The 21,585-nt window shown below is 65.5% G+C and carries 21 protein-coding genes and 1 pseudogene; 19 read left to right on the top strand and 3 right to left on the bottom strand.

Translation table 11 applies throughout. The annotated features are described in order from the left end of the window. Position 1: 1 nt before the first annotated feature. A complete protein-coding gene (locus FHR21_RS18535; RefSeq protein ID WP_184101055.1) occupies positions 2-466 on the top strand; it encodes a class I SAM-dependent methyltransferase in 465 nt (154 codons plus the stop codon). Next, positions 463-1,872: a DNA phosphorothioation-associated putative methyltransferase gene (locus tag FHR21_RS18530; RefSeq protein WP_184101053.1), complete on the top strand. Its 1,410-nt coding sequence runs from the start codon at positions 463-465 to the stop codon at positions 1,870-1,872. The genes FHR21_RS18535 and FHR21_RS18530 overlap by 4 nt, the downstream gene beginning before the upstream one ends. A gap of 42 nt (positions 1,873-1,914) precedes the next feature. On the opposite strand, the gene FHR21_RS18525 is transcribed toward FHR21_RS18530, so the two are convergent. Continuing rightward, entirely contained in the window at positions 1,915-2,250 is a 336-nt protein-coding gene (locus FHR21_RS18525) for a hypothetical protein (protein WP_184101051.1), read from the bottom strand. Positions 2,251-2,344: 94 nt separating this feature from the next. Between FHR21_RS18525 and FHR21_RS18520 the strand changes: the two genes are divergently transcribed. From FHR21_RS18520 to FHR21_RS18510, 3 genes are read left to right on the top strand one after another with little or no spacing between them, the layout of a single operon-like run. Further along, entirely contained in the window at positions 2,345-2,782 is a 438-nt protein-coding gene (locus FHR21_RS18520) for a hypothetical protein (RefSeq protein WP_184101049.1), read from the top strand. Beyond that, positions 2,779-3,393 (top strand): class I SAM-dependent methyltransferase, encoded by a 615-nt coding sequence (locus FHR21_RS18515; protein ID WP_184101047.1) that lies wholly within the window; start codon positions 2,779-2,781, stop codon positions 3,391-3,393. Before FHR21_RS18520 ends, FHR21_RS18515 begins: the two co-directional genes overlap by 4 nt. A 41-nt stretch (positions 3,394-3,434) precedes the next feature. After that, positions 3,435-5,597, top strand: a complete 2,163-nt coding sequence (locus FHR21_RS18510; RefSeq protein WP_184101045.1) for a CHAT domain-containing protein — start codon at positions 3,435-3,437, stop codon at positions 5,595-5,597. A 580-nt stretch (positions 5,598-6,177) separates the two neighbouring features. Here FHR21_RS18510 and FHR21_RS18505 read toward each other — a convergent pair. Together FHR21_RS18505 and FHR21_RS18500 are read right to left on the bottom strand one after the other, a co-directional pair. Next, on the bottom strand, positions 6,178-7,368 hold the full coding sequence (locus tag FHR21_RS18505; protein ID WP_184101043.1) for an IS91 family transposase: 1,191 nt from the start codon (positions 7,366-7,368) through the stop codon (positions 6,178-6,180). A gap of 5 nt (positions 7,369-7,373) precedes the next feature. Then, a complete protein-coding gene (locus tag FHR21_RS18500) occupies positions 7,374-8,282 on the bottom strand; it encodes a tyrosine-type recombinase/integrase (RefSeq protein WP_184101042.1) in 909 nt (302 codons plus the stop codon). 255 nt (positions 8,283-8,537) lie between these two features. Here FHR21_RS18500 and FHR21_RS18495 point away from each other — a divergent pair, with 255 nt between their 5' ends. From FHR21_RS18495 to FHR21_RS18430, 14 genes and pseudogenes are all read left to right on the top strand, one after another. Next, positions 8,538-10,574, top strand: coding sequence for a conjugal transfer protein TraG (locus FHR21_RS18495; RefSeq protein WP_184101040.1), 2,037 nt, complete (start codon positions 8,538-8,540; stop codon positions 10,572-10,574). Continuing rightward, on the top strand, positions 10,571-10,978 hold the full coding sequence (locus tag FHR21_RS18490) for a CopG family transcriptional regulator (RefSeq protein ID WP_184101038.1): 408 nt from the start codon (positions 10,571-10,573) through the stop codon (positions 10,976-10,978). Before FHR21_RS18495 ends, FHR21_RS18490 begins: the two co-directional genes overlap by 4 nt. Positions 10,979-11,010: 32 nt before the next feature. Further along, entirely contained in the window at positions 11,011-11,964 is a 954-nt protein-coding gene (gene trbB / locus FHR21_RS18485; RefSeq protein ID WP_246427330.1) for a P-type conjugative transfer ATPase TrbB, read from the top strand. A 26-nt stretch (positions 11,965-11,990) separates the two neighbouring features. Next, entirely contained in the window at positions 11,991-12,305 is a 315-nt protein-coding gene (locus tag FHR21_RS18480; protein WP_184101081.1) for a TrbC/VirB2 family type IV secretion system protein, read from the top strand. Next, positions 12,302-12,562, top strand: coding sequence for a VirB3 family type IV secretion system protein (locus FHR21_RS18475; RefSeq protein ID WP_184101034.1), 261 nt, complete (start codon positions 12,302-12,304; stop codon positions 12,560-12,562). The genes FHR21_RS18480 and FHR21_RS18475 overlap by 4 nt, the downstream gene beginning before the upstream one ends. Beyond that, on the top strand, positions 12,556-15,021 hold the full coding sequence (gene trbE / locus FHR21_RS18470) for a conjugal transfer protein TrbE (protein ID WP_184101032.1): 2,466 nt from the start codon (positions 12,556-12,558) through the stop codon (positions 15,019-15,021). Before FHR21_RS18475 ends, trbE begins: the two co-directional genes overlap by 7 nt. Then, a complete protein-coding gene (gene trbJ / locus FHR21_RS18465) occupies positions 15,018-15,734 on the top strand; it encodes a P-type conjugative transfer protein TrbJ (RefSeq protein WP_184101029.1) in 717 nt (238 codons plus the stop codon). Before trbE ends, trbJ begins: the two co-directional genes overlap by 4 nt. A gap of 116 nt (positions 15,735-15,850) precedes the next feature. Next, positions 15,851-17,173, top strand: coding sequence for a P-type conjugative transfer protein TrbL (gene trbL, locus FHR21_RS18460; protein ID WP_184101027.1), 1,323 nt, complete (start codon positions 15,851-15,853; stop codon positions 17,171-17,173). A 4-nt stretch (positions 17,174-17,177) separates the two neighbouring features. After that, positions 17,178-17,963: a conjugal transfer protein TrbF gene (gene trbF, locus FHR21_RS18455; protein ID WP_184101025.1), complete on the top strand. Its 786-nt coding sequence runs from the start codon at positions 17,178-17,180 to the stop codon at positions 17,961-17,963. Further along, a complete protein-coding gene (trbG, locus tag FHR21_RS18450) occupies positions 17,960-18,778 on the top strand; it encodes a P-type conjugative transfer protein TrbG (RefSeq protein WP_184101023.1) in 819 nt (272 codons plus the stop codon). Before trbF ends, trbG begins: the two co-directional genes overlap by 4 nt. Beyond that, positions 18,775-19,989 (top strand): TraB/TrbI/VirB10 family type IV secretion system protein, encoded by a 1,215-nt coding sequence (locus tag FHR21_RS18445; RefSeq protein ID WP_184101021.1) that lies wholly within the window; start codon positions 18,775-18,777, stop codon positions 19,987-19,989. Before trbG ends, FHR21_RS18445 begins: the two co-directional genes overlap by 4 nt. A 1-nt stretch (position 19,990) precedes the next feature. Further along, the gene (locus tag FHR21_RS18440; RefSeq protein ID WP_184101019.1) at positions 19,991-20,206 is read left to right on the top strand and encodes a DUF2274 domain-containing protein; all 216 of its coding nucleotides are present in this window, start codon (positions 19,991-19,993) and stop codon (positions 20,204-20,206) included. Continuing rightward, positions 20,203-20,406 (top strand): annotated as a pseudogene (locus tag FHR21_RS21360) (helix-turn-helix domain-containing protein); the annotation flags it as partial. The gene FHR21_RS18440 and the pseudogene FHR21_RS21360, both read left to right, overlap by 4 nt. A 65-nt stretch (positions 20,407-20,471) precedes the next feature. Beyond that, positions 20,472-21,569 (top strand): tyrosine-type recombinase/integrase, encoded by a 1,098-nt coding sequence (locus FHR21_RS18430; RefSeq protein ID WP_246427327.1) that lies wholly within the window; start codon positions 20,472-20,474, stop codon positions 21,567-21,569. Positions 21,570-21,585 lie beyond the last annotated feature (16 nt).

The following is a 21,585-nucleotide window of genomic DNA, read 5'->3' as shown; positions in this document are numbered from 1 at the left end:
CATGGGCGCGGGCGTCGGAAAACGGGTCCGCGGTGACCTCTATATCCATCGAAGCGCGCTGAAGGCTCTCGATCCTGGGCAGCGCAAGATCATCGAGGAGGCGGATGCACGCGCGGGGTGTCCCCCCTGGAACGTCGCGCGCCTTGGCAAGGAAGCGGTCGGCTTGCTCTACTATGCCGATTTCGAGCGCGATGCTTTTCCGAGGCTCGTCGCCGCGACACGCGTCGATCATGCGACATCCAAGATAGGGCGGATCGCTTATGAAGGTTCGCTCAACCCGTTCATCCTGCACCGCAAGGAGCTTCTGCTGCTGCGCGACGATCCCCGCCGGCCCGCCTGGACGGAACTGACGGAGAAGCTCGATCGGCTCGGCCTGTTCGAAGATCGCAACCGGATCGGCCGCTTGTCGGCATGGCGAGCGATTTTGGCTGCGGCAGGCCTCGACGGGCAGGGGCAGCCGCTATGACCGTCGCGGGTGCACCCGTCATGCGGCACCGCACGGCCATCGTTCGCCACAGCCTCTCGCAGCCGATGTCGCTGCTCGTTCAGCACGGGGTTCTCGCACCGGGCGTCGCGGTCTTCGATTACGGGTGCGGACAGGGCGATGATCTGCGGGCGCTCGCCGCTGCGGGTATCGAGGCGAGCGGTTGGGATCCGCATTTCGCCCCGGACATTGCCAGGCAGGAGGCTGATGTCGTCAACCTTGGGTTCGTGCTCAATGTCATCGAGGATGCCCGAGAACGCCGCGAGGCGCTTCGCGACGCCTGGCAGCTCGCGCGCGGCGTGCTCGCTGTCTCTACGATGATCGCGGGGCAGGTGTCGACCGAAGGCTTGCGGCCGTATCGCGACGGTTTTCTGACCAGCCGCGGCACGTTCCAGAAATATTTCGGACATGCCGAACTGGGCGAACTCGTCGCCGATGTCACGGGGACGCAGCCCGTGGCGGCCGCGCCCGGCATATTTTTCGCGTGCCGCCGCGCCGACGATCTCGAAGAATTTCTCCTCCGCCGCCGTATGGGGCGGCGATCGAGCACGGCGGCCTATCGCGCGCCGCGCGAACGGCGCGCGGCCTCGGCCCGACCGCTACTTGCCGACCGGATCGCGCCCGCGCTGAACGAACTCGCCGAACTTGCCCAGATGCGCGGACGAATGCCGGTGGCGGAGGAGGTTCCGCTGGCGGTGATGGCGCTTCTCTCGCAACATCATGTCGCACTCCCGCGGGCGCTCGATCTCATGGCGTCGCTCCACCTCGATCCTGCGACGATGGAGCAGGCCGCGACGGCCATGCGCGAGGATCTTCTCGTTCATTTCGCGCTGGCTCGGCTCAACCAGCGCCAGGGCGCGGACCGGCTCGGCGGTGCGATCGTGCGGGATATTCGCACACATTTCGGGAGTCAGAAGGAGCTGTTGGCCGAGTCCGGCGCCTATCTGATGGGTCTCGCCGACGTCGCCGCCGTCGATGCCGCAATCGCGCAGGCAGCGGCGGGGGGTATCGGTGCGCTCGACCCGCGTGGCCGCCTGTTTGTCGATGCGCGCCGGCGCGAGGATCTGCCCGGCGTTTTGCGTGTCTATCTCGGATGCGCGGCCTATCTGGCGGGCGAGCCGGGCGACAATTCGCTCGTACGCATCGACAGTCAGCGGAAAATCGTCGCTTACATTCCGCTCGACGATCCGAAGTCCGCCGCACCTTTTGCAACGTCGATTATCAAGATCGATCTCAAGCGGCAGGCTGCAGTGTCGCAGCCGACGAGGCGGCGGCTGATCGCTAAAAGCAGAATATCCGGTCGGGCGACACGCGGTCAGCTCCACGCCGAGGCCGCTTTGCGAAAAGAAATCGGCGTGGGAGGAGATGTACTGATCGTCCGGTTGTGAGGAGGATTGCCGATGATTTGAGCTCCGACAAAAGGCGCTCGCTCAGGGGCCGGCGAACAGGGGGAGGCGCCTTCGAATGCCGGCGTAGCAAGCCCGGCGCTTCTGGGCGCGAAGCGCGTCTATGATCGGCGGGTCAACGACATCTATATTGAGACGAAGATTACGATCAATTCGCTGGTGGCGCGCCATGCCGAGCTCGCCGCTTCGGGCGAGAAGCGCTATTTGCATTTCATTGTTCCCTCGGGCGGCGAGCACCGCGAAGCGCGCATTCTGCGAGATGCCCTGGGGATGGACGACATATTTTAGCGGATCATCGAACAGGACAAGCGGTCCGGGGAGGGGCTTTGGATGGATATTGTACCGGGCGTTGATTGTCACCACATCCAAATTCTGACGATTTGATATTACATCGAGGCGGTCCGCTGGCAAACTGGGTAGTTTACGCACAGGAATGATGGTGAAGGGGGAGCGAATGTCACAGGATCCGGGATCAGGGCGCGATGAGGCACTCGTCTATCAGCAGCGGTGCGAGGATTTCCGCTCGCTGAACGGCTTTCTATGGCAGTCGCCGCTGCTTATCATGACGTTGTCGGGCGGCTTGTGGTTCGCGGTCGCCAGCTTCGAACTCACCGATCAGGGGCGTTCCTATCTTCTCAACTTCGCAGGCCTCGCCAATCTGCTGATGATCGGCGCGCTCATACGGCTCCGCTGGGTGATGCAGCGTGTTCTTGGCGATATCCGCAAATATGATGGGAAAACCGTGACCGGAAGCAATTTCATCATAGTCGGTATTTTCTCGACACTGCTGCTGCTTGCCGCTGGGGGCTCCTTCATGGCCGCGAGAACTCCATCCGACTATTTCTGCAAAGTCCCTGAAGGAGCCGTGACGAAGACAGCGTGCCCGATATGACTGTCGCCGACGGCGTCTCCTATTATGACGACAAAGCTCGCGGACTGTCCAAGCACTACGATCGGGTCACATTCGAGGCGGTCCACCACCCCGTGGTCTCATTTCTGCCGAAAAAAGGTAGCGCGCTCGACGTGGGCGCTGGGAGCGGGCGGGACGCGCGTGCACTTGCAGACCGCGGCTTGGTCGTCACCGCAGCAGAGCCATCTTCATCCTTTAGAGCCCTTGCTGCCAACCGCGATCCGCGCATCCGCTGGGTCGACGATAGGCTGCCGCGCCTACCCCGGCTCGTCGATGAGGCGCTCCGCTACGATTTCATCCTTTGCTCTGGCGTACTCATGCTCGTCGAGCCGCGCGATATCCCGCAGAGTTTCGAGACAATGCGCGCGCTTCTCGCTGCGGCGGGATATTTGTGGGTGAATGTCCGCGCACCCGTTGAAGGCGAACCAACTGGGGTCTTTTATCCCCATAGCGATGCGAACCTGCTGGCCGCTGCTTCTGGTGCAGGTCTGGAATGCATTGAGCACGTCGAATCGCCCGACGCGCTAGGTCGTGATCAGCACCGGTGGAGAAGTTTCCTGTTCGTGCACCATGTGGACGGGCACGAGCGTTGAGTGCTTCCGCATCTTTCGGCGAGGGTCCGCCACCGCGAGTGATGCGGCCCGAAATAGACTATTTCGTTGTTATTCCCGAGGACGACCCTTGGAAAGCCAGTCCCTTCCAAGGCTTTTCCTTCGGGATCACCGAAGCGTGGAACCTCGTTCGTGCGGTTGCCTCGCTCCCGGCAGATGTGCTTGAGCCCGCGCTTCCGATTCAGGCCCAGGCCGGGCGAAGGACAAATGGCGTTGCCGCATGGCGATGGAATCCTGCCGCGGCCTATGCAATCGACGGCCTAGCGATATCAGCGTTCCGCCCCTTCTGGGTAATGATGACCTGCGATCGTTCGACCGCGCGAAAAGTCGATCGCTGGATCGCGTCGCAGGCTATTCCCCCGCTCCATATCAGCGAGATTGATGGTCGCGGACGGATCCGGCTTCGCGATATTGAAGCCCGGCACCTTCTCGACCATTTTCGGGAGACGTTCGAACTTGCCATGCAAGCCGACCCCACACTGGATTCGAGACTTGTTCGCGAAGGTCTAGAGAAATGGGCACCGCGCCCGACCTTTCCGTTCGGCCGTCCGGTGCCGGGGCATAATGTGGTCATTCCCAATCTTATGTCTCTGGAGGGAGTGGGCTACGCCTTCATCGAGTCTGAGAAGTTGTTGCAGGAGGATCCCGCCGATTATCGTCGCGAAATCGCGGAGCTCGCCGACTTTGTTCTGAACGCCAGGTCACTGACCTACTCTTCGCTTGCTTATCGGACAACGCCGCCTCAGCCGGACATCTATATCACTGCGCCGTCGCTCTACTCGCACATTTACAAGGAAGGCTTGGGAGTGCCGTCCGGCAAGCGCGGGCACGCCGCACGTGCACTGGTCCGGATGATGCAGCGCCAGACGGGCTATCGCCTACTGGGTCACGGGAAGGTGTGGCGGGATATTCTGGACGACGAAATCGCCATGGGGTTGCTGGATATTCGTCGACGCGAAGTGTCGTTCCAGACCGTCGCGGCGGGCCTCGCGGCCGCCGGGACCTTATCGGCAACCGTTCGCCTGCCATCGGCAGTCAACCGTGCCAACGGCTCGGTACGCCAGATGTCGAGCCATGCTCGTTCCGATCAGATGAGATCGCCCCGCAAACTCGCCAAGACTTTCGGAGAAGTCCAATTCCGGCTCGCCGAAGCGGTCGGACCTGAACTCCTCCGGGTAATTGCCAGCTCGCAGACGGGAGTGAAGCTGGTCGCCGATGCGCCACTTGAGTGGCTGCCCATAAACGGCCTTCCACTCGGCTTGTGCAAGACGGTCTCGCGTATAACGACGACGCCGGGCAACCTGCAGATCGGCCTTCTCGCCCGCACCGGTCTCATACACCTTTCGCCCGACGCATTCAGGAACATTTTGATCATCTCCGCCTTGGCCCCGGAGGATCCGATTTCCGCTATCCTGCTTGACATGATCGAGGAGTGGCAACCTATTTACGGCAACCAAGTCAGATTGCGGATCGTGAAGGTGGCGACGCGAGGCGAGTTCATCGCGGCTCTCAATGCCTTTCAGGGTGCGGTCATGATATTTGACGGGCACGGTGGCCACGATGGGGCAGACGGGGTGGCGACACTTCGCGTCGGTCGCGATGAAATTTCGATCTGGGATCTCAAAACGGAGATCAGAATCCCACCGATCGTCATCCTGAGCGCCTGCGACACTCAGGCTGCGGACCGGTCGCATGCAACGACGGCGAACGCCTTTCTGGCGGGCGGCGCCGTCACCGTGCTGGGAAGCTTGCTGCCAGTCGATGCTCGCGACGCCGCCATGCTTGTCGCGCGTTTGATATGGCGTCTGGCGGAATTCCTTCCCGCCGTTACAGGCAAGGACGGACGTGCCCATCTCTGGAGCGAGGTGGTGGCTGGGATGTTGAGATTGCACCTCATCCTCGATCTGATTAGCCCTCTTCTGAAAGCGGGCTCCATCACTTCGGCGAACTATCATGACATCAACGTCCGCGCGATCACTGCAACAACGAACCGTGAGGATAACTGGTGGGACGATGCACTGCATTCGGTCGCGGCAATACTTGGTTTGGAACCCGAAAGGGCGGCTGAAATGGGGCGCGAAGTCATTGCGGCGTCCGACGCCATTCGATACATCCAGCTGGGGAATCCCGAATTGATCGTCATCAAATCGAAAGCGCTGTTGAGGGACGAGGGGTACGATATTTGAGGCTCACGGTGCGCTCCGGCATCGCCGCTGCGTTCAGATCAGGCGCGCGCCTTCGTTGGGAAATCGACCGTCGGCCGAAATGCTACGCCGCCCCTACGTCGCTTCGATCACTTTCAAATGCGGTCGCTCGGTGAGTTTCAGGTCACTTTGCTGATATAGGCCTTTTCGGCATACGTGCCCACATTTCTCGGTCAATCGGTTGGGGATTTCGGGAACAACGACATTGCGCGCGCTACGTCAGCTTTGGTTATTTCTGAACCTGTAAGCCGTCAGTCAGCAATCGTTGAGGGTTTCAGACGCCGCCAGGCGTCAGAAAGTCTTCGGTGCCCGAACCGCGGTGGTCATGAGCCGAGCTATGGGGAAAGCTGTTTTGCGCTGATGCTGGGGTAGCCAGATGCCGTCCAAAAGCAGACGCATCTGAGAACGGACCGTCGGGATATGGATCGCGAAAGCGGACGCTGAAAGTCGGACCGTCCGATTTTGGGCGTGCGATGTCCGCTTATGGGCAGGGTCGGCGCGAGCGGGTCCGCTTCCAGGCGCGGGTCTGCGCTGGATCGTGTTGGTGCCAGGCCGTGCCGGGTCACGGCGCAGGTGTCCCGGATGCGAGGGATGGCGGTGGCGGCGCGCGAGGCTGATAGCGGCGTTCGAACACCTCGATGATGATCATCGTGCCGCCGCAGCAGGGGCAGGTCGGCCGGACCTCGGGTTCTTCAGGTGGTTCCTCGGTCGGTGGAGGTGCGACATCGAGCAGGCGGCGTGCGCGTTCGAGATGAGCCTTGCGCCTGGCGCTGGCGAGCAGGCCATAGTGACGGATCCGGTGAAATCCGCGCGGCAGGGCGTGGAGGAGGAAACGGCGGATGAACTCGTCGGCGGCCAGGGTCATGACCTGCTGCCGTGTGGCGCCGGCCTTGCGATAATCCTTGTAGCGGAAGGTGACCCCGGCTTCGTCGAAGCGGAGGAGGCGGCTGTTCGATATGGCGACCCGGTGGGTGTAGCGTGACAGATAGGCGAGCACGGCCTCGGGCCCGGCGAACGGCGGCTTGGCGTAGACGACCCAGCGCTTCTTCCTGACGGGTGACAGGTGGCGAAGGAACGCGCGCCGCTCGGCAAGTTGGGACATGGTGCCGAAGAATGCGAGCCTGCCGGCATCGTGCAGCGCGCGCAGTCGGGTGAGGAACAGGCGACGAAACAGCGCGCCGAGCACGCGAACCGGGAGCAGGAAGGCGGGGCGTGCCGATATCCAGCGCGTTCCATCGCGCGAGATGCCGCCGCCGGGCACGATCATATGGATGTGCGGATGATGGGTGAGCGCCGAGCCCCAGGTATGGAGGACGGCGGTGATACCGATCCGGGCGCCGAGGTGCTTCGGGTCGGCGGCGATGGTCAGCATCGTATCGGCCGCCGCCTTGAACAGCAGATCATAGACCAGCGCCTTGTTGTAATAGGCGATCGCGGCGACCTCGGCAGGCAGCGTAAAGACGACGTGGAAATAGCCGACCGGGAGCAGGTCGGCCTCGCGCGCTTCGAGCCAGCTGCGCGCGGCGGCGCCCTGGCACCTGGGGCAGTGCCGGTTGCGGCAGCTGTTATAGGCGATCCGCCAGTGCCCGCAGTCGGTACAGGCCTCGACATGACCGCCGAGCGCGGCGGTGCGGCAATGTTCGATCGCCGACATGATCCTCAGCTGATGCAGGCTCAGATGCCCGGCATGGGCCGTGCGATAGGTTGGCCCCGCGGCACGGAAGATGTCGGCGACCTCGAGCGAGGCGCGCACGAACCCTAACCGTCAGGCGCCTCCTCGCTCGGCGATGCGAGCGCGAGCCTGTCGAGAGGACTGACGATCGAGCGAACGGTCTTGGTGGCAACCTGCGTATAGAAGGCGGTGGTGTTTAGCTTGGCGTGGCCGAGCAGCGCCTGGATGACGCGGATATCGACGCCATCCTCGAGCAGATGGGTGGCGAAGCTGTGGCGCAGGGTATGCGGTCCGACGCGCTTGTCGATATCGGCGGCCTCGGCGGCTTCGACGACGACGCGGTAGAGCTGGCGCGTGCTGATCGGCGCTGCGGCGCTCTGTCCGGGGAAGAGCCAGCCGCCGGGAACGAGGATGCCCTGCTGACGTCCGGCGCGCCACCAGTCGCGCAGCAACAGGAGCAGGCCTTCGGGCAGCATGGCGTTGCGGTAGCGGCCGCCCTTGCCGCGCTCGATCCGTAGCAGCATCCGCTTGCTGTCGATATCGGTGACCTTCAGCGCCGACACCTCGGCGACGCGCAAGCCCGCGCCATAGGCGACCGACAGCGCGGCCTGGTGCTTGAGGCTGCGGGTCGCATCGAGCAGGCGCTTCACCTCGGCCATCGTCAGCACCACCGGGATCTTGCGAACCTGCTTGGTGCGGACGAGCTTGCGCGCGAGGTCGGGGCGGTCGAGCGTGTGCGTGAAGAAGAATCTCAGCGCGCCAACGATGCTGTTCATCGTCGGCGCGGGGACGCCCGCCTGTTGCTGCTCGATCTGGAACTGCCGGATATCCTCGGCGCTCGCGGTGTGCGGCGAGCGCCCGAGCCAGGTCGCGAACCGTCCGACGTCGCGCAGATAATTACGCTGCGTCTCCTTCGAGAAGCGGCGCATGGTCATGTCGTCGATCAGCCGCTGGCGCAGCGGGCTGATCGGGCCAATCTGGATAAGCTCGTTCATCGTTCGACTCCTCAGTTGAAGGAGTCGAAAGGGTCTGCCTCTGGCCGCGGACGTTCAATCAGGCGCGGCGCTCGCTGGGCCGCTTTACATCGACAATAGCACCAATCCGCGCAGCGGTTCGTGCATCGGCCATTGTGGTTCGAAATGCGTCGGAGACGTACCTCGGTGCGTCGGAGACGTACTGTAAGTTTGGCCGCCTAGCGCGGATTTTATGGGCTCGGGTCCGGACAAGGCTGTCCGGACGGGAGCCTCATCATGACCCCGACCAAATTACTCATCGGCCAGATCCTGATCGTCTTCGCGATCGTGATTCTCGGCGTCTGGGCCGCTACGCAATGGGCAGCCGCCATGCTCGGCTATCAGCCCGAGCTTGGCACGCCGTGGCTCCACCTCGGGGGAGTGCCGGTCTATCGGCCGTGGGACCTCTTTCCGTGGTGGTATCAGTATGAGGCCTATGCGCCGCACGTCTTCGACAAGGCGGGTTCGCTTGCGGCGGCGAGCGGTTTCATCGGTTGCGGCGCGGCGATCGGCGGCTCGCTCTGGCGCGCGCGCCAGAAAGGACAGGTCACCACCTATGGCTCGGCGCGCTGGGCGAAGGAGCGCGAGATCGATGCCGCCGGGCTGCGCGGCGATGCCGGTGTGTTTCTCGGGCGCCTGTCGGGCCGCTATCTGCGCCACGCCGGTCCCGAGCATGTCATGGCGTTCGCGCCGACGCGAAGCGGGAAGGGTGTCGGGCTCGTCGTTCCGACCTTGCTCAGCTGGACCGGCTCGGCCGTGGTCCACGACATCAAGGGCGAGAATTGGCAGCTGACCGCGGCGTGGCGTTCGCGTTTCTCGCATTGCCTCTACTTCGACCCAACCGACGTGCGCTCGGCACGCTACAATCCGCTGCTCGAGGTGCGCAAGGGCGCCTGCGAAGTCCGCGACGTCCAGAATATCGCCGATATTCTCGTCGACCCGGAAGGCGCGCTCGAGCGGCGAAATCACTGGGAAAAAACGTCGCATTCGCTGCTCGTCGGCGCGATCCTCCACATCCTTTACGCCGAGGAGGAAAAGACGCTCGCGCGCGTCGCGACCTTTCTCTCCGATCCTTCGCGCAGCTTCGCCGCGACGCTCGTCGCGATGATGCGCACCAACCATCTCGGGACGGCGGAGGAACCTCGGGTCCATCCGGTCGTCGCCTCGGCGGCGCGCGAACTCCTCAACAAGAGCGAGAATGAGCGCTCGGGCGTGCTTTCGACCGCCATGTCGTTCCTCGGGCTTTATCGCGATCCCACCGTCGCCGCGGTGACGTCGGGCTGCGACTGGCGGATCGCCGATCTCGTCGCCGCCGAGCGGCCGCTCTCGCTCTATCTCGTCATTCCGCCGTCGGATATTTCGCGGACCAAGCCGCTGGTCCGCCTGATCCTCAACCAGATCGGTCGCCGCCTCACCGAGAAGCTGGACGACCGGCGCTCGACCGCACGCCGCCACGACCTCCTGCTGATGCTCGACGAGTTTCCGGCGCTTGGGAGGCTCGACTTCTTCGAGACCGCGCTCGCGTTCATGGCCGGCTACGGCATCCGGGCTTTCCTGATCGCGCAGTCGCTCAACCAGATTTCCAAGGCCTATGGCGAGAACAACGCCATCCTCGACAATTGTCATGTCCGCGTCGCCTTCGCGACCAACGACGAGCGCACCGCGAAGCGCATCTCGGACGCGCTCGGCACCGCGACCGAACAGCGCGCGATGCGCAACTATGCCGGGCACCGCCTCGCGCCCTGGCTCGCCCACGTCATGGTCAGCCGGCAGGAAACCGCGCGCGCACTGCTCACGCCCGGCGAGGTCATGCAGCTGCCGGCGACCGACGAGCTGGTGCTCGTCGCCGGGCTGGCGCCGATCCGCGCGAAGAAGCTGCGCTATTTCGAGGACGCCAACTTCAAGGCGCGCCTCGGCGCCGCGCCCGAACTCGCCCATGGCGGCTATGCCGATCGACCGGCAACACGCGGCGACGATTGGAGCGGCTGCGTCGCAGAGCCGGTCGCTGCCGACATCGATGTGTATGGCGCCGACGACAAGCTGGTCGAGGACGGCGGCGCGCAGCAGGCGAAGGAGCCCGAACTCGCCGAACAGCCGGAGCAGCGCGTCGAGACCGCGCGCCCGACCAATCCGCTCGGCATCGACGACGACGCCGATCCCGCGATCGACAAGAAACTCATGGACCGGATCCGTCCGCTCGCGCCGGTGCTGATCGGTCATGCGATGGACGAGGCGGTGTCGCACGGCGGCGAGCAGCTGGGGCTCGGGCTGTGAGCGCGCGCGGCAGCCAGGTGCGGCACCAGCTCTTTCTCGAGCGCGGCCTCAGCGACCGCCTCGCGCTGCTCGCGCGAAAGCCCGGCGTGACCAAATCGACGATCCTCGCAGAGGCGCTCGAGACCTGGCTCACGCGTCAGGGCGTCAATGAACTGCAGCAACGCTTCGGTCCGCGCCTCGATGGGCTCGCTCGCGTGCTCGCGCGGATCGAGCGCAACAGCCAGATCGAGATCGAGATCCTCGCGCTTCTCGTGCGCTACCTGCTCGCGTCGGTGCCGCCCGTCGCCGAGGGCGACGACGTTGCGCGCGCGCAGGGCCGCGAGCGCTTCGAATGGTTCACGGCGAAGGTTGTCGAGGCCTTCCGCGAGGGCCGCGGCAGTTTCGGTTCGGGAACGGGCTCGTGAGCGCGCAGATCGCGGCCGAACGGCGTCGCACGATGCTGCGCAGCGCGATGGGCCCCGCGATCGAGGCGGCGCTGTCGAACGCGCATGTCGTCGAGGTGATGGTCAATCCCGACGGGGCGCTGCGCGTCGATGTCCTCGGGGAAGGCCGCGTCGATACCGGCGTGCGAATGGCGCCCGAGCAGGTTGAGCGGATCGTCCGGCTCGTCGCGAGCCATGCGCGGACCGAGGTGCATGCGGCGTCGCCGATCGTCAGCGCCGAGCTGCCGCCGCACGGCGAGGGGGCAGGGGAGCGTTTCGAAGGCTTGCTGCCGCCCGTCAGCCTCGCGCCCTGCTTCTCGATCCGCAAGCCTGCGGCGCGGGTTTACACGCTGATGGATTATGTCGGTGCCGGCATCGCGACACCCGAGGCGGCGCGCCTCCTGTCGCTGGCGGTGGTGGAGCGGCTCAATATCCTCGTCGCTGGCGGTACCAGCTCAGGCAAGACGACGCTCGCCAACGCGCTGCTCGCCGAAATGGCGAGCCTCGATGAGCGCGTGATCCTGATCGAGGACACGCGCGAACTCCAGTGCCCCGCGCCAGACCGTGTCGAACTGCGCACGCGCGCGGGGGCGGTGTCGATGGGCGATCTCGTCCGCTCGACGCTGCGGCTCCGCCCCGACCGCATCATCGTCGGCGAGGTGCGCGGCGCCGAGGCGCTCGACATGCTCAAGGCCTGGAACACCGGACATCCCGGCGGGATCGCGACGGTCCACGCCAATAGCGCGGCATCGGCGCTGACCCGGATCGAGCAGCTGGTCCAGGAAAGTGTCGTCACCGTACCGCGGCGCCTGATCGCCGAGGCGATCGATCTCATCGTCTTCATCGCCGGGCGCGGTGCCGCGCGCCGCATCTCGGGCGTAGCGCGCGTCGAGGGCGTCGGCCCGACCGGCGACTACGCGCTCACCGACCTTTCCATCGAGCCTGAAGGAGAAATGTCATGTCCCTGATTCCCCTTGCGATGTCGCGCGCTGCCATGGGCACGCACGCCGAGCGCCCGCTTCTTGCCGCCGGCCTGGCGCTCGGCCTTGCCGCAACGGCGCTCGCCGCGGGGTCGGGTATGCCGTGGGAAGAACCCCTCCAGCAGGTGTTGGAATCGGTGCAGGGGCCGGTCGCCAAGATCATCGCGGTGATCATCATCATCACCACCGGGCTGACGCTGGCATTCGGCGAGACCTCCGGCGGCTTCCGGCGGCTGATCCAGATCGTGTTCGGCCTTTCGATCGCCTTCGCGGCCTCGAGCTTTTTCCTCTCCTTCTTCAGCTTCGGCGGCGGGGCGCTCGTCGCATGAGCCACATTGCAGGCTATGAAGCGCCGATCCATCGGTCGCTCGCCGAGCCGATCCTGCTTGGCGGCGCACCGCGCGGGCTCGCGATCGTCAACGGCACCATCGCCGCGGCGATGGGGCTCGGGCTCCAGCAATGGGTCGCGGGCCTCATCCTCTGGGCGCTCGGACACACGCTGATGGTGTTCGCGGCGAAACGCGATCCCGAGTTCGCGCCGGTGCTCGCGCGGCATCTTCGACAGAAAGGCGAGCTTACATGCTGAATCTCGCCGAATATCGCCCGCGCGCCGACCGGCTCGCCGATCATCTGCCGTGGGCGGCGCTCGTCGCGCCGGGTGTCGTCCTCAACAAGGACGGCAGCTTCCAGCGCAGCATCGCCTTTCGCGGTCCCGACCTCGACAGCGCGACCGAGGCCGAGCTGGTCGCCGCCTGCGCCCGCGCGAACAATATGCTGCGGCGCTTCGGCTCGGGCTGGGCGCTCTTCTTCGAGGCCGAGCGCGTCGCCGTGGCGGGCTATCCCGAGAGCGACTTCCCCGACGCGGCCTCGTGGCTCGTCGATGCCGAACGGCGCGCCGCGTTCGACGACAAGGAGCGGCAGCATTTCGAGAGCCATTTCCATCTCACGCTCGTCTGGATGCCGCCCGCCGACCAGGCCGACAGCGCCGGGCGCGCACTCATCGAACGTCCGGGCGCCGCTACCGGCGCGCGCGACTGGTGCGAGGCGCTCGCGCGCTTCGAGGCCGAGAGCCTGCGCGCGATCGACCTGATGGCTTCTTTCATGCCCGAGGTCCGCGCGCTCGATGACAGCGAGACTCTGACCTATCTCCACCGCGCGATCTCGCCGCACCGCCATCGTATCCGCGTTCCCGCGACGCCGATGTATCTCGACGCACTGCTCGCCGACACGCCGCTGACGGGCGGGCTCGAGCCGATGCTCGGCGACGAGTATCTGCGGTCGCTGACGATCCTCGGCTTTCCCTCGATCAGCCGCCCCGGCATCTTCGACGCGCTCAACGGACAGGGTTTCGCGTACCGCTGGACGACGCGCTTCATCGCGCTCGACAAGCAGGAGGCGACCGCTGCGCTGACCAAGCTCCGGCGGCAATGGTTCAACAAGCGCAAGTCGCTCTCGGCGCTGCTGCGCGAGGTGATGTATAACCAGCCCGCGCAACTGCTCGACAGCGACGCCGACAACAAGGTCGTCGACGCCGATGCCGCGCTTCAGGCGCTCGGCGGCGATCATGTGTCGTTCGGCTATCTGACGACGACGATCACGGTATCGGATCGCAATCGCGCGCGCGCCGAAGAAAAATTGCGCGCCGCCGAGCGCATCGTCCATAGCTTGGGCTTCACCGCGATCCGCGAGAGCGTCAATGCGGTCGAGGCCTGGCTCTCGAGCCTGCCGGGGCAGACCTATGCCAATGTCCGCCAGCCGCTCGTCCACAGCCTCAATCTCGCGCACCTGATGCCGCTATCGTCGGTGTGGGCCGGGCCCGGCTGGAACACCCATCTCGGCGGCCCGCCGCTGCTTATGGCCGAGACCGGCGGATCGACGCCGTTCCGCCTCTCGACGCACATCGGCGACGTCGGCCATATGATGATCGCCGGGCCGACGGGGGCAGGGAAGTCGGTGCTGCTCGCGCTCATCGCATTGCAGTTCCGCCGTTACGCGGACGCGCAGCTCTACATTTTTGACAAGGGCAATTCGGCGCGCGCCGCGGTGCTGGCGATGGGCGGGCGGCACCATCCGCTCGGTGAGGGTGAGGATATGCTCGCTTTCCAGCCGCTGCGCGGGATCGACCGCGCGGAGGAGCGCAGCTGGGCCGCCGACTGGATCGCCTCGCTCGTCGCGCACGAGGGCGTCGCGGTGACCCCCGACACCAAGGACGCGATCTGGTCGGCGCTGACCAGCCTCGCGAGCGCCCCCGCCTCGGAACGCACGCTCACCGGTCTGTCGCTGCTCCTCCAGTCGAATGCGCTGAAAGCGGCGCTCCAGCCCTTCACGCTCGAAGGTCCGCACGGACGCCTGCTCGACGCCGCCGAGGAAGGGCTGGCGCTCGGATCAGTCGAATGTTTCGAGACCGAGGCGCTGATGGGGCAGGCGAGTGTGGTCGAGCCCGTCCTCTCCTATCTCTTCCACCGGCTCGACGCGCGCTTCGACGGACGGCCGACTTTGCTCATCCTCGACGAGGCCTGGATCTTTCTCGACAATCCGCTCTTCGCGGCGCGCATCCGCGAATGGCTGAAAGTGCTGCGCAAGAAGAATGTCGCGGTGATCTTCGCGACGCAGAGCCTCGCCGATATCTCGAACAACAGCATCGCGCCCGCGATCATCGAAAGCTGTCCGCAGCGCATCCTGCTGCCGAACGATCGCGCCATCGAGCCGCAGAGCCGCGCCGCCTACGCTGCCTTCGGGCTCAACGAAGCGCAGATCGAGCTGGTCGCGCACGCGACGCCGAAGCGTCAATATTATCTCCAGTCGGCACGCGGCAACCGCCTCTTCGAGCTTGGTCTCGGACCCGTCGCGCTGGCGCTCTGCGGCGCGTCCGATCCGGCGACGCAAGCGCGGATCGACGCCATCCTCGCCGAGCATGGCGAAGCCGATTTCGCGTCGCATTTTCTTCGCGATGCCGGCCTCGACTGGGCCGCCGACTTGCTCGCCGGCTTTCCCGGCCTCCCCACGACCGATCAACCTGCCCCCCAAGAAGGAGACATGCCATGAAGACGCTTGCCCATATGCTGCTTGCCGCTGCCGCCATTCCGGCGTTGCTGCTTGCCGTGCCACCCGCCGCTGCGATGCCGGTGTTCGATCAGGCCAATTACTCGCAGAACCTGCTCACCGCCGCGCGTACGCTCAAGCAGATCGACCAGCAAATCAGGCAGTTGCAAAACGAGGCGCAGATGCTCTCCAATATGGACAAGCATTTGAAGCGCGTCGATTTCCCCGAGCTAGCGAAGCTCAAGGACAATCTCGCGCGCGTCGAGGCGCTGATGGAGAAGGCCGAAGGCGTCGATTTCGGCGTCGACCAGCTCGACGCGCGCATGGCGGCGCTCTTCCCGAAGGACTTCTCCGGGCTGACCCGGTCGGCCAGCGTCGCGCAGGCGAAGGCGCGGCTCGAGGCTGCCATGGCGTCGTACCGCCGCACACTCGCCGTCCAGTCCAGGATCGCCGCCGACGTCAAGGAGGATGCCGCGGTGCTCGCCGAGGTCGCGGCGCGGAGTTCGAGTGCGGAGGGTAGCCTGCAGGCGCAACAGGCGACCAACCAGCTTCTCGCGCTCGCCGCCAAGCAGCAGATGCAGCTCCAGCAGATGATGGCGGCCGCCTATGAGGCCGACATGCTCGACCGCGCCCGCGCGGCGCAGAGCGCGGCCGAAGCGCGCGAGCGCATGCGCCGCTTCCTCGGGGACGGCAAGGCCTACACCCCGATCCGCTGACCAGCGACACGAACGGCGCGAGGCTGCCCCTCTCCTGGCCCGCCGTTCGCCGCGGGGTCTTGCATGCTCCCCTGCGAGGCCCCGCGGACCCTTCATCCCCTTCGAAAGCCCGCCCGATGGACGACCTCAATGTCATCGACCGCTTCATGGAAGCCTTTATCCGCTACATCGACAGCGGGTTCGGGCTGCTCGGCGGCGATGTCGCGTTCCTCACCAGCATATTGATCGGCATCGACATCACGCTCGCGGGGCTCTTCTGGGCGATGGGCGGCGAAAATGACGTCATCGCAAAGCTTCTGAAGAAAATCCTCTATGTCGGTGTTTTCGCTTTCATCATTGGTAACTTCGGGGCGCTTTCGGATATCATCTTCCGCTCCTTCGCCGGGCTCGGCATCACCGCCGGCGGCGGCACGATCTCGGCCGATGACCTTCTGAAGCCCGGACGGCTTGCCGGTGCGGGGTTCGAGGCGGCGCATCCGCTGATCGACCAGATCAAGGACCTGCTCGGGCCGATCGATTTCTTCACTAACTTCCTCGAGATCGTGGTGCTGTTAATTGCCTGGGTCCTGACGATCCTCGCCTTCTTCATCCTCGCGATCCAGCTCTTCATCACGCTGATCGAATTCAAGCTAACCAGCCTCGCGGGCTTCGCCCTGATGCCGTTCGCGCTCTGGAACCGGACGGCCTTCCTCGCCGAACGCGTCCTCGGCAGCATCATATCGTCGGGCGTCAAGGTGATGGTGCTCGGCGTGATCGTCGGCATCGGCTCGGGCTTCTTTCCCGATTTTCTGACGACGATGGCGGGCTCCGAGCCCGACGTCGAGGAAGCCATGTCGCTGGCACTCGGTGCGTTGGCTCTGCTCGGGCTCGGCATCTACGGCCCCGGCATTGCATCGGGTCTTGTAGCGGGCGCGCCGCAGCTTGGAGCAGGTGCCGCTGTCGGAACCGTCGCTGCTGCCGCGGGAACGATGATCGTTGCCGGCGGCGCCGGCATGGCGGCCGCGCGCGCCGGCGGCGGCGCCGCGCTCGGCGCCGTCCGCGCCGGGACGTCGATGGGGGCCGCGGCATCGACCTCCTACAGGCTCGGACAGGAAACATCGGGATCGCAGACGATCGGCGCCGGCCTCTCGGGCGTCGCGACCGCGACCAAAGGCGCGGCGGCCAACGCCGCGCGCCGCGCCGGTAGCTCGCTCGGGATCGGCGAAGCCGCGGCTGCCGGGCGCAACGCCGCCTGGAATGCCGGAAACCAGAGCAAGAGCCCGGCTTCGCCGCCGTCGAACGAACATGCCGCTCCGTCGGCCGCACCGCCCGCATGGGCGACCGACCTCAAGGCCGACCAGCGCCGCCGCTCGGCGCGGCAAACCGCCGCCCATGTGATTTCCGACGGGAGCCGCGGCGGCAGCGGCGCGAGCCCCGACATCGCCGAAAAGGAGGATTGATCCGATGAAGTTCAAACGACCCATTCAACGCTACGGGCTGACTCCCGAGCCTGTCACGCCCTATCAGCGCGCCAGCCAGGCGTGGGACGACCGGATCGGCGCCGCGCGCGTCCAGGCGCGAAACTGGCGGATCATGGCCTTCGGCGGCCTGCTGCTCTCGACCGGGCTCGCTACTGGGCTCGTCTGGCAGTCGGTGCAAAGCCGCGTTACGCCCTATGTGGTCGAGGTCGACCGTCTCGGCGAGGCGCGCAGCGTCGCGCCCGCGACCGCCGACTATAATCCTACCGACCCGCAGATCGCCTGGGCGCTCGGCCGTTTTATCGCGAACGTCCGCGGCATATCGCTCGACCCGGTGCTGATGCGCGAGAATTGGCTCGCCGCCTATGATTTCGCAGGCGAACGCGGCGCCCTGTTCCTCAACGAATTTGCCCGCAGCAGCGATCCCTTCGCGCAGGTCGGCACGCGCTCGGTCTCGGTCGAGATCACCAGCGTCGTGCGCGCCTCGCCGCGATCGTGGCAGGTGAAGTGGAAGGAGAGCGCCTATGAGCGCGGCAGCCTCGCCGCGACTTCGCGCTGGACCGCAATGCTGACCGTTGCCGTCAAACCGCCGCGTTCCGCCGATGTCCTCCGCAGGAACCCGCTCGGTCTCTACGTCGAGGCCATCGACTGGAGCCGCGAATATGAGCGCGAGGAGCGGGCGCCTGCGGCCAGGAGCGTTCCGCCGCCGGCGGACGAACTGCTCGTCGATATCCCTCCCGTTCCCGCAACCGCCGAAGGAGCCCTGCCATGATCTGCTTTCGCCCGATCCTTGCCGCCGCCGGTGCGGCAGTCCTGAGCTCATCCGCCAGCGCCGGACCCGGACCGGTCGAGCGTGTCCGTGCGGCGGCGGCCGCAGCAGTCAAGGAGCCGCGTACGCAGGACTACCGCGGCGCGATCCAGACCTATGCTTATGTCGAAGGCGGGGTCTACCGCCTCGTCACCGCGCCCGAGCATGTTACCGACATCGCGCTTCAGCCGGGCGAAGCGCTCGTCGCGGTCGCGGCGGGCGATACCGCGCGCTGGACGGTCGGCGATACGACGAGCGGGGCGGGGGATGAGCGCCGCGTCCATATTATGATCAAGCCCCTCGCGCCCGGCCTCGCCACCAATCTCATCATCACCACCGACCGGCGCGTCTATCATCTCGCGCTGGCGAGTACGGCGCGCACGGCGATGGCGGCGGTGTCCTGGACCTATCCGCACGACAGTCTTCTCGCGATCGAACGAGCCGCGATCGCGACGCGCGCGGCGGTCGAGGCGCGTACCACGATCGACCCGGTGCGTCTCGATTTCGGCTACGCGATCCGCGGCGACAAGCCTGCATGGCGACCGCTCCGCGCGTTCGATGACGGCCGTCAGACCTTCATCGAATTTCCGCCGAGCCTTGCGCAGGGCGAGGCGCCGCCGCTGTTCGTGAGCGGGGAGGGCGGTGAGCCCGAACTCGTCAATTACCGGGTCTCGGGCCGCTTCTACATCGTCGACCGCCTATTCGCCCGTGCCGAGCTGCGCCACGGGGCGAAGCGCCAGATGGTTGTCCGGATCGTCCGTACGGGAGATACAAGGTGAGCGCGCCGGAGAGCGTCGCGCCGCACGACGGCGGAGAGGCGGCAACCGGCGACCGTCCCATCGAGCGGCCAATCGCCAAGGTCGACCCGGAAACCCTGGTCTTGCGCGGCACGCCGCGCCGCGTCGCGCGCTTCCGCCGCGAAATCATCATCGGCGTCGCTGCTACCGGCGCACTGGCGATCGCCATCGTAACATGGGTCGCGCTGGAACCGGCGTCGTTCCGGCTTGCGGCAAATGGCGGAGAGATGTTCGAGAAAGGGCCGGGCAAGGCACCCGAAGCGCTCGCGGGAGCGCCGGGCCGCTACGACGAGATTCCGAAGCTCGGACCGCCGCTTCCCGGCGATCTCGGTAGACCCATCCTCGAACATCGGCGCAAGCTGGATGGCCAATATCCTTCCCCGGACGCGAAGGGCGATGCCGCCGCAGCTGCCGAGGCCGAACGCGAGCGACGCATTGCCGAAGTGGCAGCCGCTCGCCAGTCCGCCGTGATGATGTCGCTAGGATCGACGCGTCCGACGACGCCCGCCGCGGTCGAGGCTCGCGCCGTGGCGGCGGGTCCCGAGGAAGCTGCATCGGCGTTGCCGTCGCGAGCTTCCGGCACCGCGGGAAGCGCCAACGTCAGTCCCCATCGCATCGAAGCGGCGGCCTCTCCGTGGCTGGTCACCAGCGGCAGCGTCATCGCCGCCAGCCTTGTCACCGGCCTCAACAGCGAATTGCCGGGGATCGTGATCGCGCAGGTCAGCGAGAATGTCTTCGACAGCGTGACGGGGCGGACGCTGCTTATTCCGCAGGGCGCGCGTCTGATTGGCCGTTACGAGAGCAATACGAGCTACAGCCAACAGCGCGCGTTCGTCATCTGGCAACGCATCATTTGGCCGGACGGCTCATCGCTGACGCTTGAGGATGCGCCTGCGAGCGATCCTTCAGGCTATGCCGGCATTCGCGACCGCATCGATGCGCATGGCTGGCAGCTGATCAAGGGTGTCGCGCTTTCGACGCTTCTCGGCGTCGGGACCGAGCTTGGCACCGGCAATGGTGAAAGCGAGCTGGTTCGCGCCATGCGCGAAGCGGCGCAGCAGAGCGGCGCGAGAGCAGGCGATCGGCTCGTCGAGCGAGGTCTCGAAATCCGTCCGACCATGGTCGTTCGGCCAGGCTGGCCGGTGCGCGTTCTCGTCCATCGGGACCTCGTTCTCGCGCCGTGGAGGGGCTGACATGGCCGAAATCAAGCTCCGCAAGCTCCCCGAACGCACGCCGGTCAAGATGACCCTCCAGCTTCTGCCTGAGCTCGCCGAAGCGCTTCAGGAATATGCCGCGGCCTATGAGGCTAGCTATGGAAGGGCCGAGCCGGTGGCCGAGTTGATCCCCGCGATGCTGGCGTCATTCCTCGAAAGCGACCGCGAGTTTCAGAAAACCCGTCGGCCAAGATGACCGGGGCGGCGAAGGAGACGGGTGCAGCGCAGCTTGCGGGTGACGGCGGCGAAGAGCCGATCGTCCTCGATCTGCAGGCTGCGGCCGATCTCCTTCACGTCCATCCCAATACGCTTCGCTCCTACGCGGTCTCCGGGCTCGTCCCGGGCGCAAAGATTGGTCGGTTCTGGCGCTTTCTCGCGTGCGATCTTGTCGCTGCGCTGCGCAGCCGATATCCTGTGCGCGCACGAATGCAGCCAGGTGCCTCAACCAAGGAGGCTAGCTTATGGCACTCTGGAAACGTGCAAAAACATATCATGTCGACATCGCAAGCCCGGACGGAAGCCGAGTTAGACACACGACTGGGACGACCGACCGAGCGAAAGCGAAGGAATACCACGACAAGCTGAAGGCAGAGTTGTGGGACTTGAGCAGACTGAAGCAGAAGCCGAAGCGTTCTTGGGACGAAGCGGCGCTGCGGTGGCTGAAGGAGAAGGAGCACAAGAAATCCCTCAGGGACGATGTGCAACGGATCCGCTGGTTCACCGGTCATCTGCGGGGGAAGACCCTCGACCAGATCGACCGGAGTCTCGTCGACCGGCTTATCACGACGCATGTCCATGCGACGGATCGAACGAAGGATCTCTACGTGGCGCTCATTCGCGCCATTTTCCGGATGGCGATGCGCGAATGGGAATGGATCGATACGATGCCGGCGTTCAAGACCTACGAGAAGGGCAAGAAGGTTCGCGTTCGCTGGATCACCCACGAACAGGCCAAGGCGCTGCTGCTCGAACTGCCCGAACATCAGCGCGACGTGGTCGTGTTTGCCCTTGCCACTGGCCTGCGCCAGGGGAATGTTCTCGGCCTGACCTGGGACCGCGTCTTCATGGACCGGCGCCAGGCGACGATCGAGCATGGCGATACCAAGAACGAGGACGCCCTCGGCGTCGCGCTCAACGATATCGCGGTGGCCGTGCTCATGCGGCAGCGGGGCAAGCACAAGACGGCGGTGTTCACCTATCGGGGCGAAAGGCTCCGGTCGGCGAACACAAGGGCATGGCGAAAAGCGCTCGTGCGCGCGGGGATCACCAATTTCCGCTGGCACGATCTTCGCCACACCTGGGCAAGCTGGCTGAGGCAGGCGGGTGTCCCCACCTGGGTGCTTCAGGAACTCGGCGGCTGGAAATCGGAATCGATGGTGCGGCGTTATGCGCACATGTCGGTCGACCATTTGCAGCCTTACGCCGACCGGCTTGGTTTCGAGCCCGATCTGGAAACCGAACGGGTTCGAGGGTCCGAGGGAGCCTACGTCACAAAATCACCTACAAAACTCGCCGGAGGCGGGCTTCGTTTGGTGGCTTCGAACGGCGTAAGTGTTTGAATGATAAGAGAAAGAA

Source organism: Sphingopyxis panaciterrulae, from assembly GCF_014199295.1.
In the GTDB taxonomy this organism is placed as follows: domain Bacteria; phylum Pseudomonadota; class Alphaproteobacteria; order Sphingomonadales; family Sphingomonadaceae; genus Sphingopyxis; species Sphingopyxis panaciterrulae.
The sequence above is the reverse complement of the archived record's forward strand: the minus strand, read 5'-3'. Positions and strand labels throughout refer to the sequence as shown.

What these genes read in the sequence shown, in the direction of transcription:
- trbB (WP_246427330.1), top strand. Translation starts at nt 11,011, where the DNA reads ATGCTGCGCAGCGCGATGGGCCCCGCGATCGAGGCGGCGCTGTCGAAC.
- trbF (WP_184101025.1), top strand. Translation starts at nt 17,178, where the DNA reads ATGAAGTTCAAACGACCCATTCAACGCTACGGGCTGACTCCCGAGCCT.
- trbL (WP_184101027.1), top strand. Translation starts at nt 15,851, where the DNA reads ATGGACGACCTCAATGTCATCGACCGCTTCATGGAAGCCTTTATCCGC.
- FHR21_RS18430 (WP_246427327.1), top strand. Translation starts at nt 20,472, where the DNA reads ATGGCACTCTGGAAACGTGCAAAAACATATCATGTCGACATCGCAAGC.
- FHR21_RS18480 (WP_184101081.1), top strand. Translation starts at nt 11,991, where the DNA reads ATGGGCACGCACGCCGAGCGCCCGCTTCTTGCCGCCGGCCTGGCGCTC.
- FHR21_RS18530 (WP_184101053.1), top strand. Translation starts at nt 463, where the DNA reads ATGACCGTCGCGGGTGCACCCGTCATGCGGCACCGCACGGCCATCGTT.
- FHR21_RS18475 (WP_184101034.1), top strand. Translation starts at nt 12,302, where the DNA reads ATGAGCCACATTGCAGGCTATGAAGCGCCGATCCATCGGTCGCTCGCC.
- FHR21_RS18515 (WP_184101047.1), top strand. Translation starts at nt 2,779, where the DNA reads ATGACTGTCGCCGACGGCGTCTCCTATTATGACGACAAAGCTCGCGGA.
- trbE (WP_184101032.1), top strand. Translation starts at nt 12,556, where the DNA reads ATGCTGAATCTCGCCGAATATCGCCCGCGCGCCGACCGGCTCGCCGAT.
- FHR21_RS18495 (WP_184101040.1), top strand. Translation starts at nt 8,538, where the DNA reads ATGACCCCGACCAAATTACTCATCGGCCAGATCCTGATCGTCTTCGCG.
- trbG (WP_184101023.1), top strand. Translation starts at nt 17,960, where the DNA reads ATGATCTGCTTTCGCCCGATCCTTGCCGCCGCCGGTGCGGCAGTCCTG.
- FHR21_RS18535 (WP_184101055.1), top strand. Translation starts at nt 2, where the DNA reads ATGGGCGCGGGCGTCGGAAAACGGGTCCGCGGTGACCTCTATATCCAT.
- FHR21_RS18520 (WP_184101049.1), top strand. Translation starts at nt 2,345, where the DNA reads ATGTCACAGGATCCGGGATCAGGGCGCGATGAGGCACTCGTCTATCAG.
- FHR21_RS18440 (WP_184101019.1), top strand. Translation starts at nt 19,991, where the DNA reads ATGGCCGAAATCAAGCTCCGCAAGCTCCCCGAACGCACGCCGGTCAAG.
- trbJ (WP_184101029.1), top strand. Translation starts at nt 15,018, where the DNA reads ATGAAGACGCTTGCCCATATGCTGCTTGCCGCTGCCGCCATTCCGGCG.
- FHR21_RS18510 (WP_184101045.1), top strand. Translation starts at nt 3,435, where the DNA reads ATGCGGCCCGAAATAGACTATTTCGTTGTTATTCCCGAGGACGACCCT.
- FHR21_RS18500 (WP_184101042.1), bottom strand. Translation starts at nt 8,282, where the DNA reads ATGAACGAGCTTATCCAGATTGGCCCGATCAGCCCGCTGCGCCAGCGG.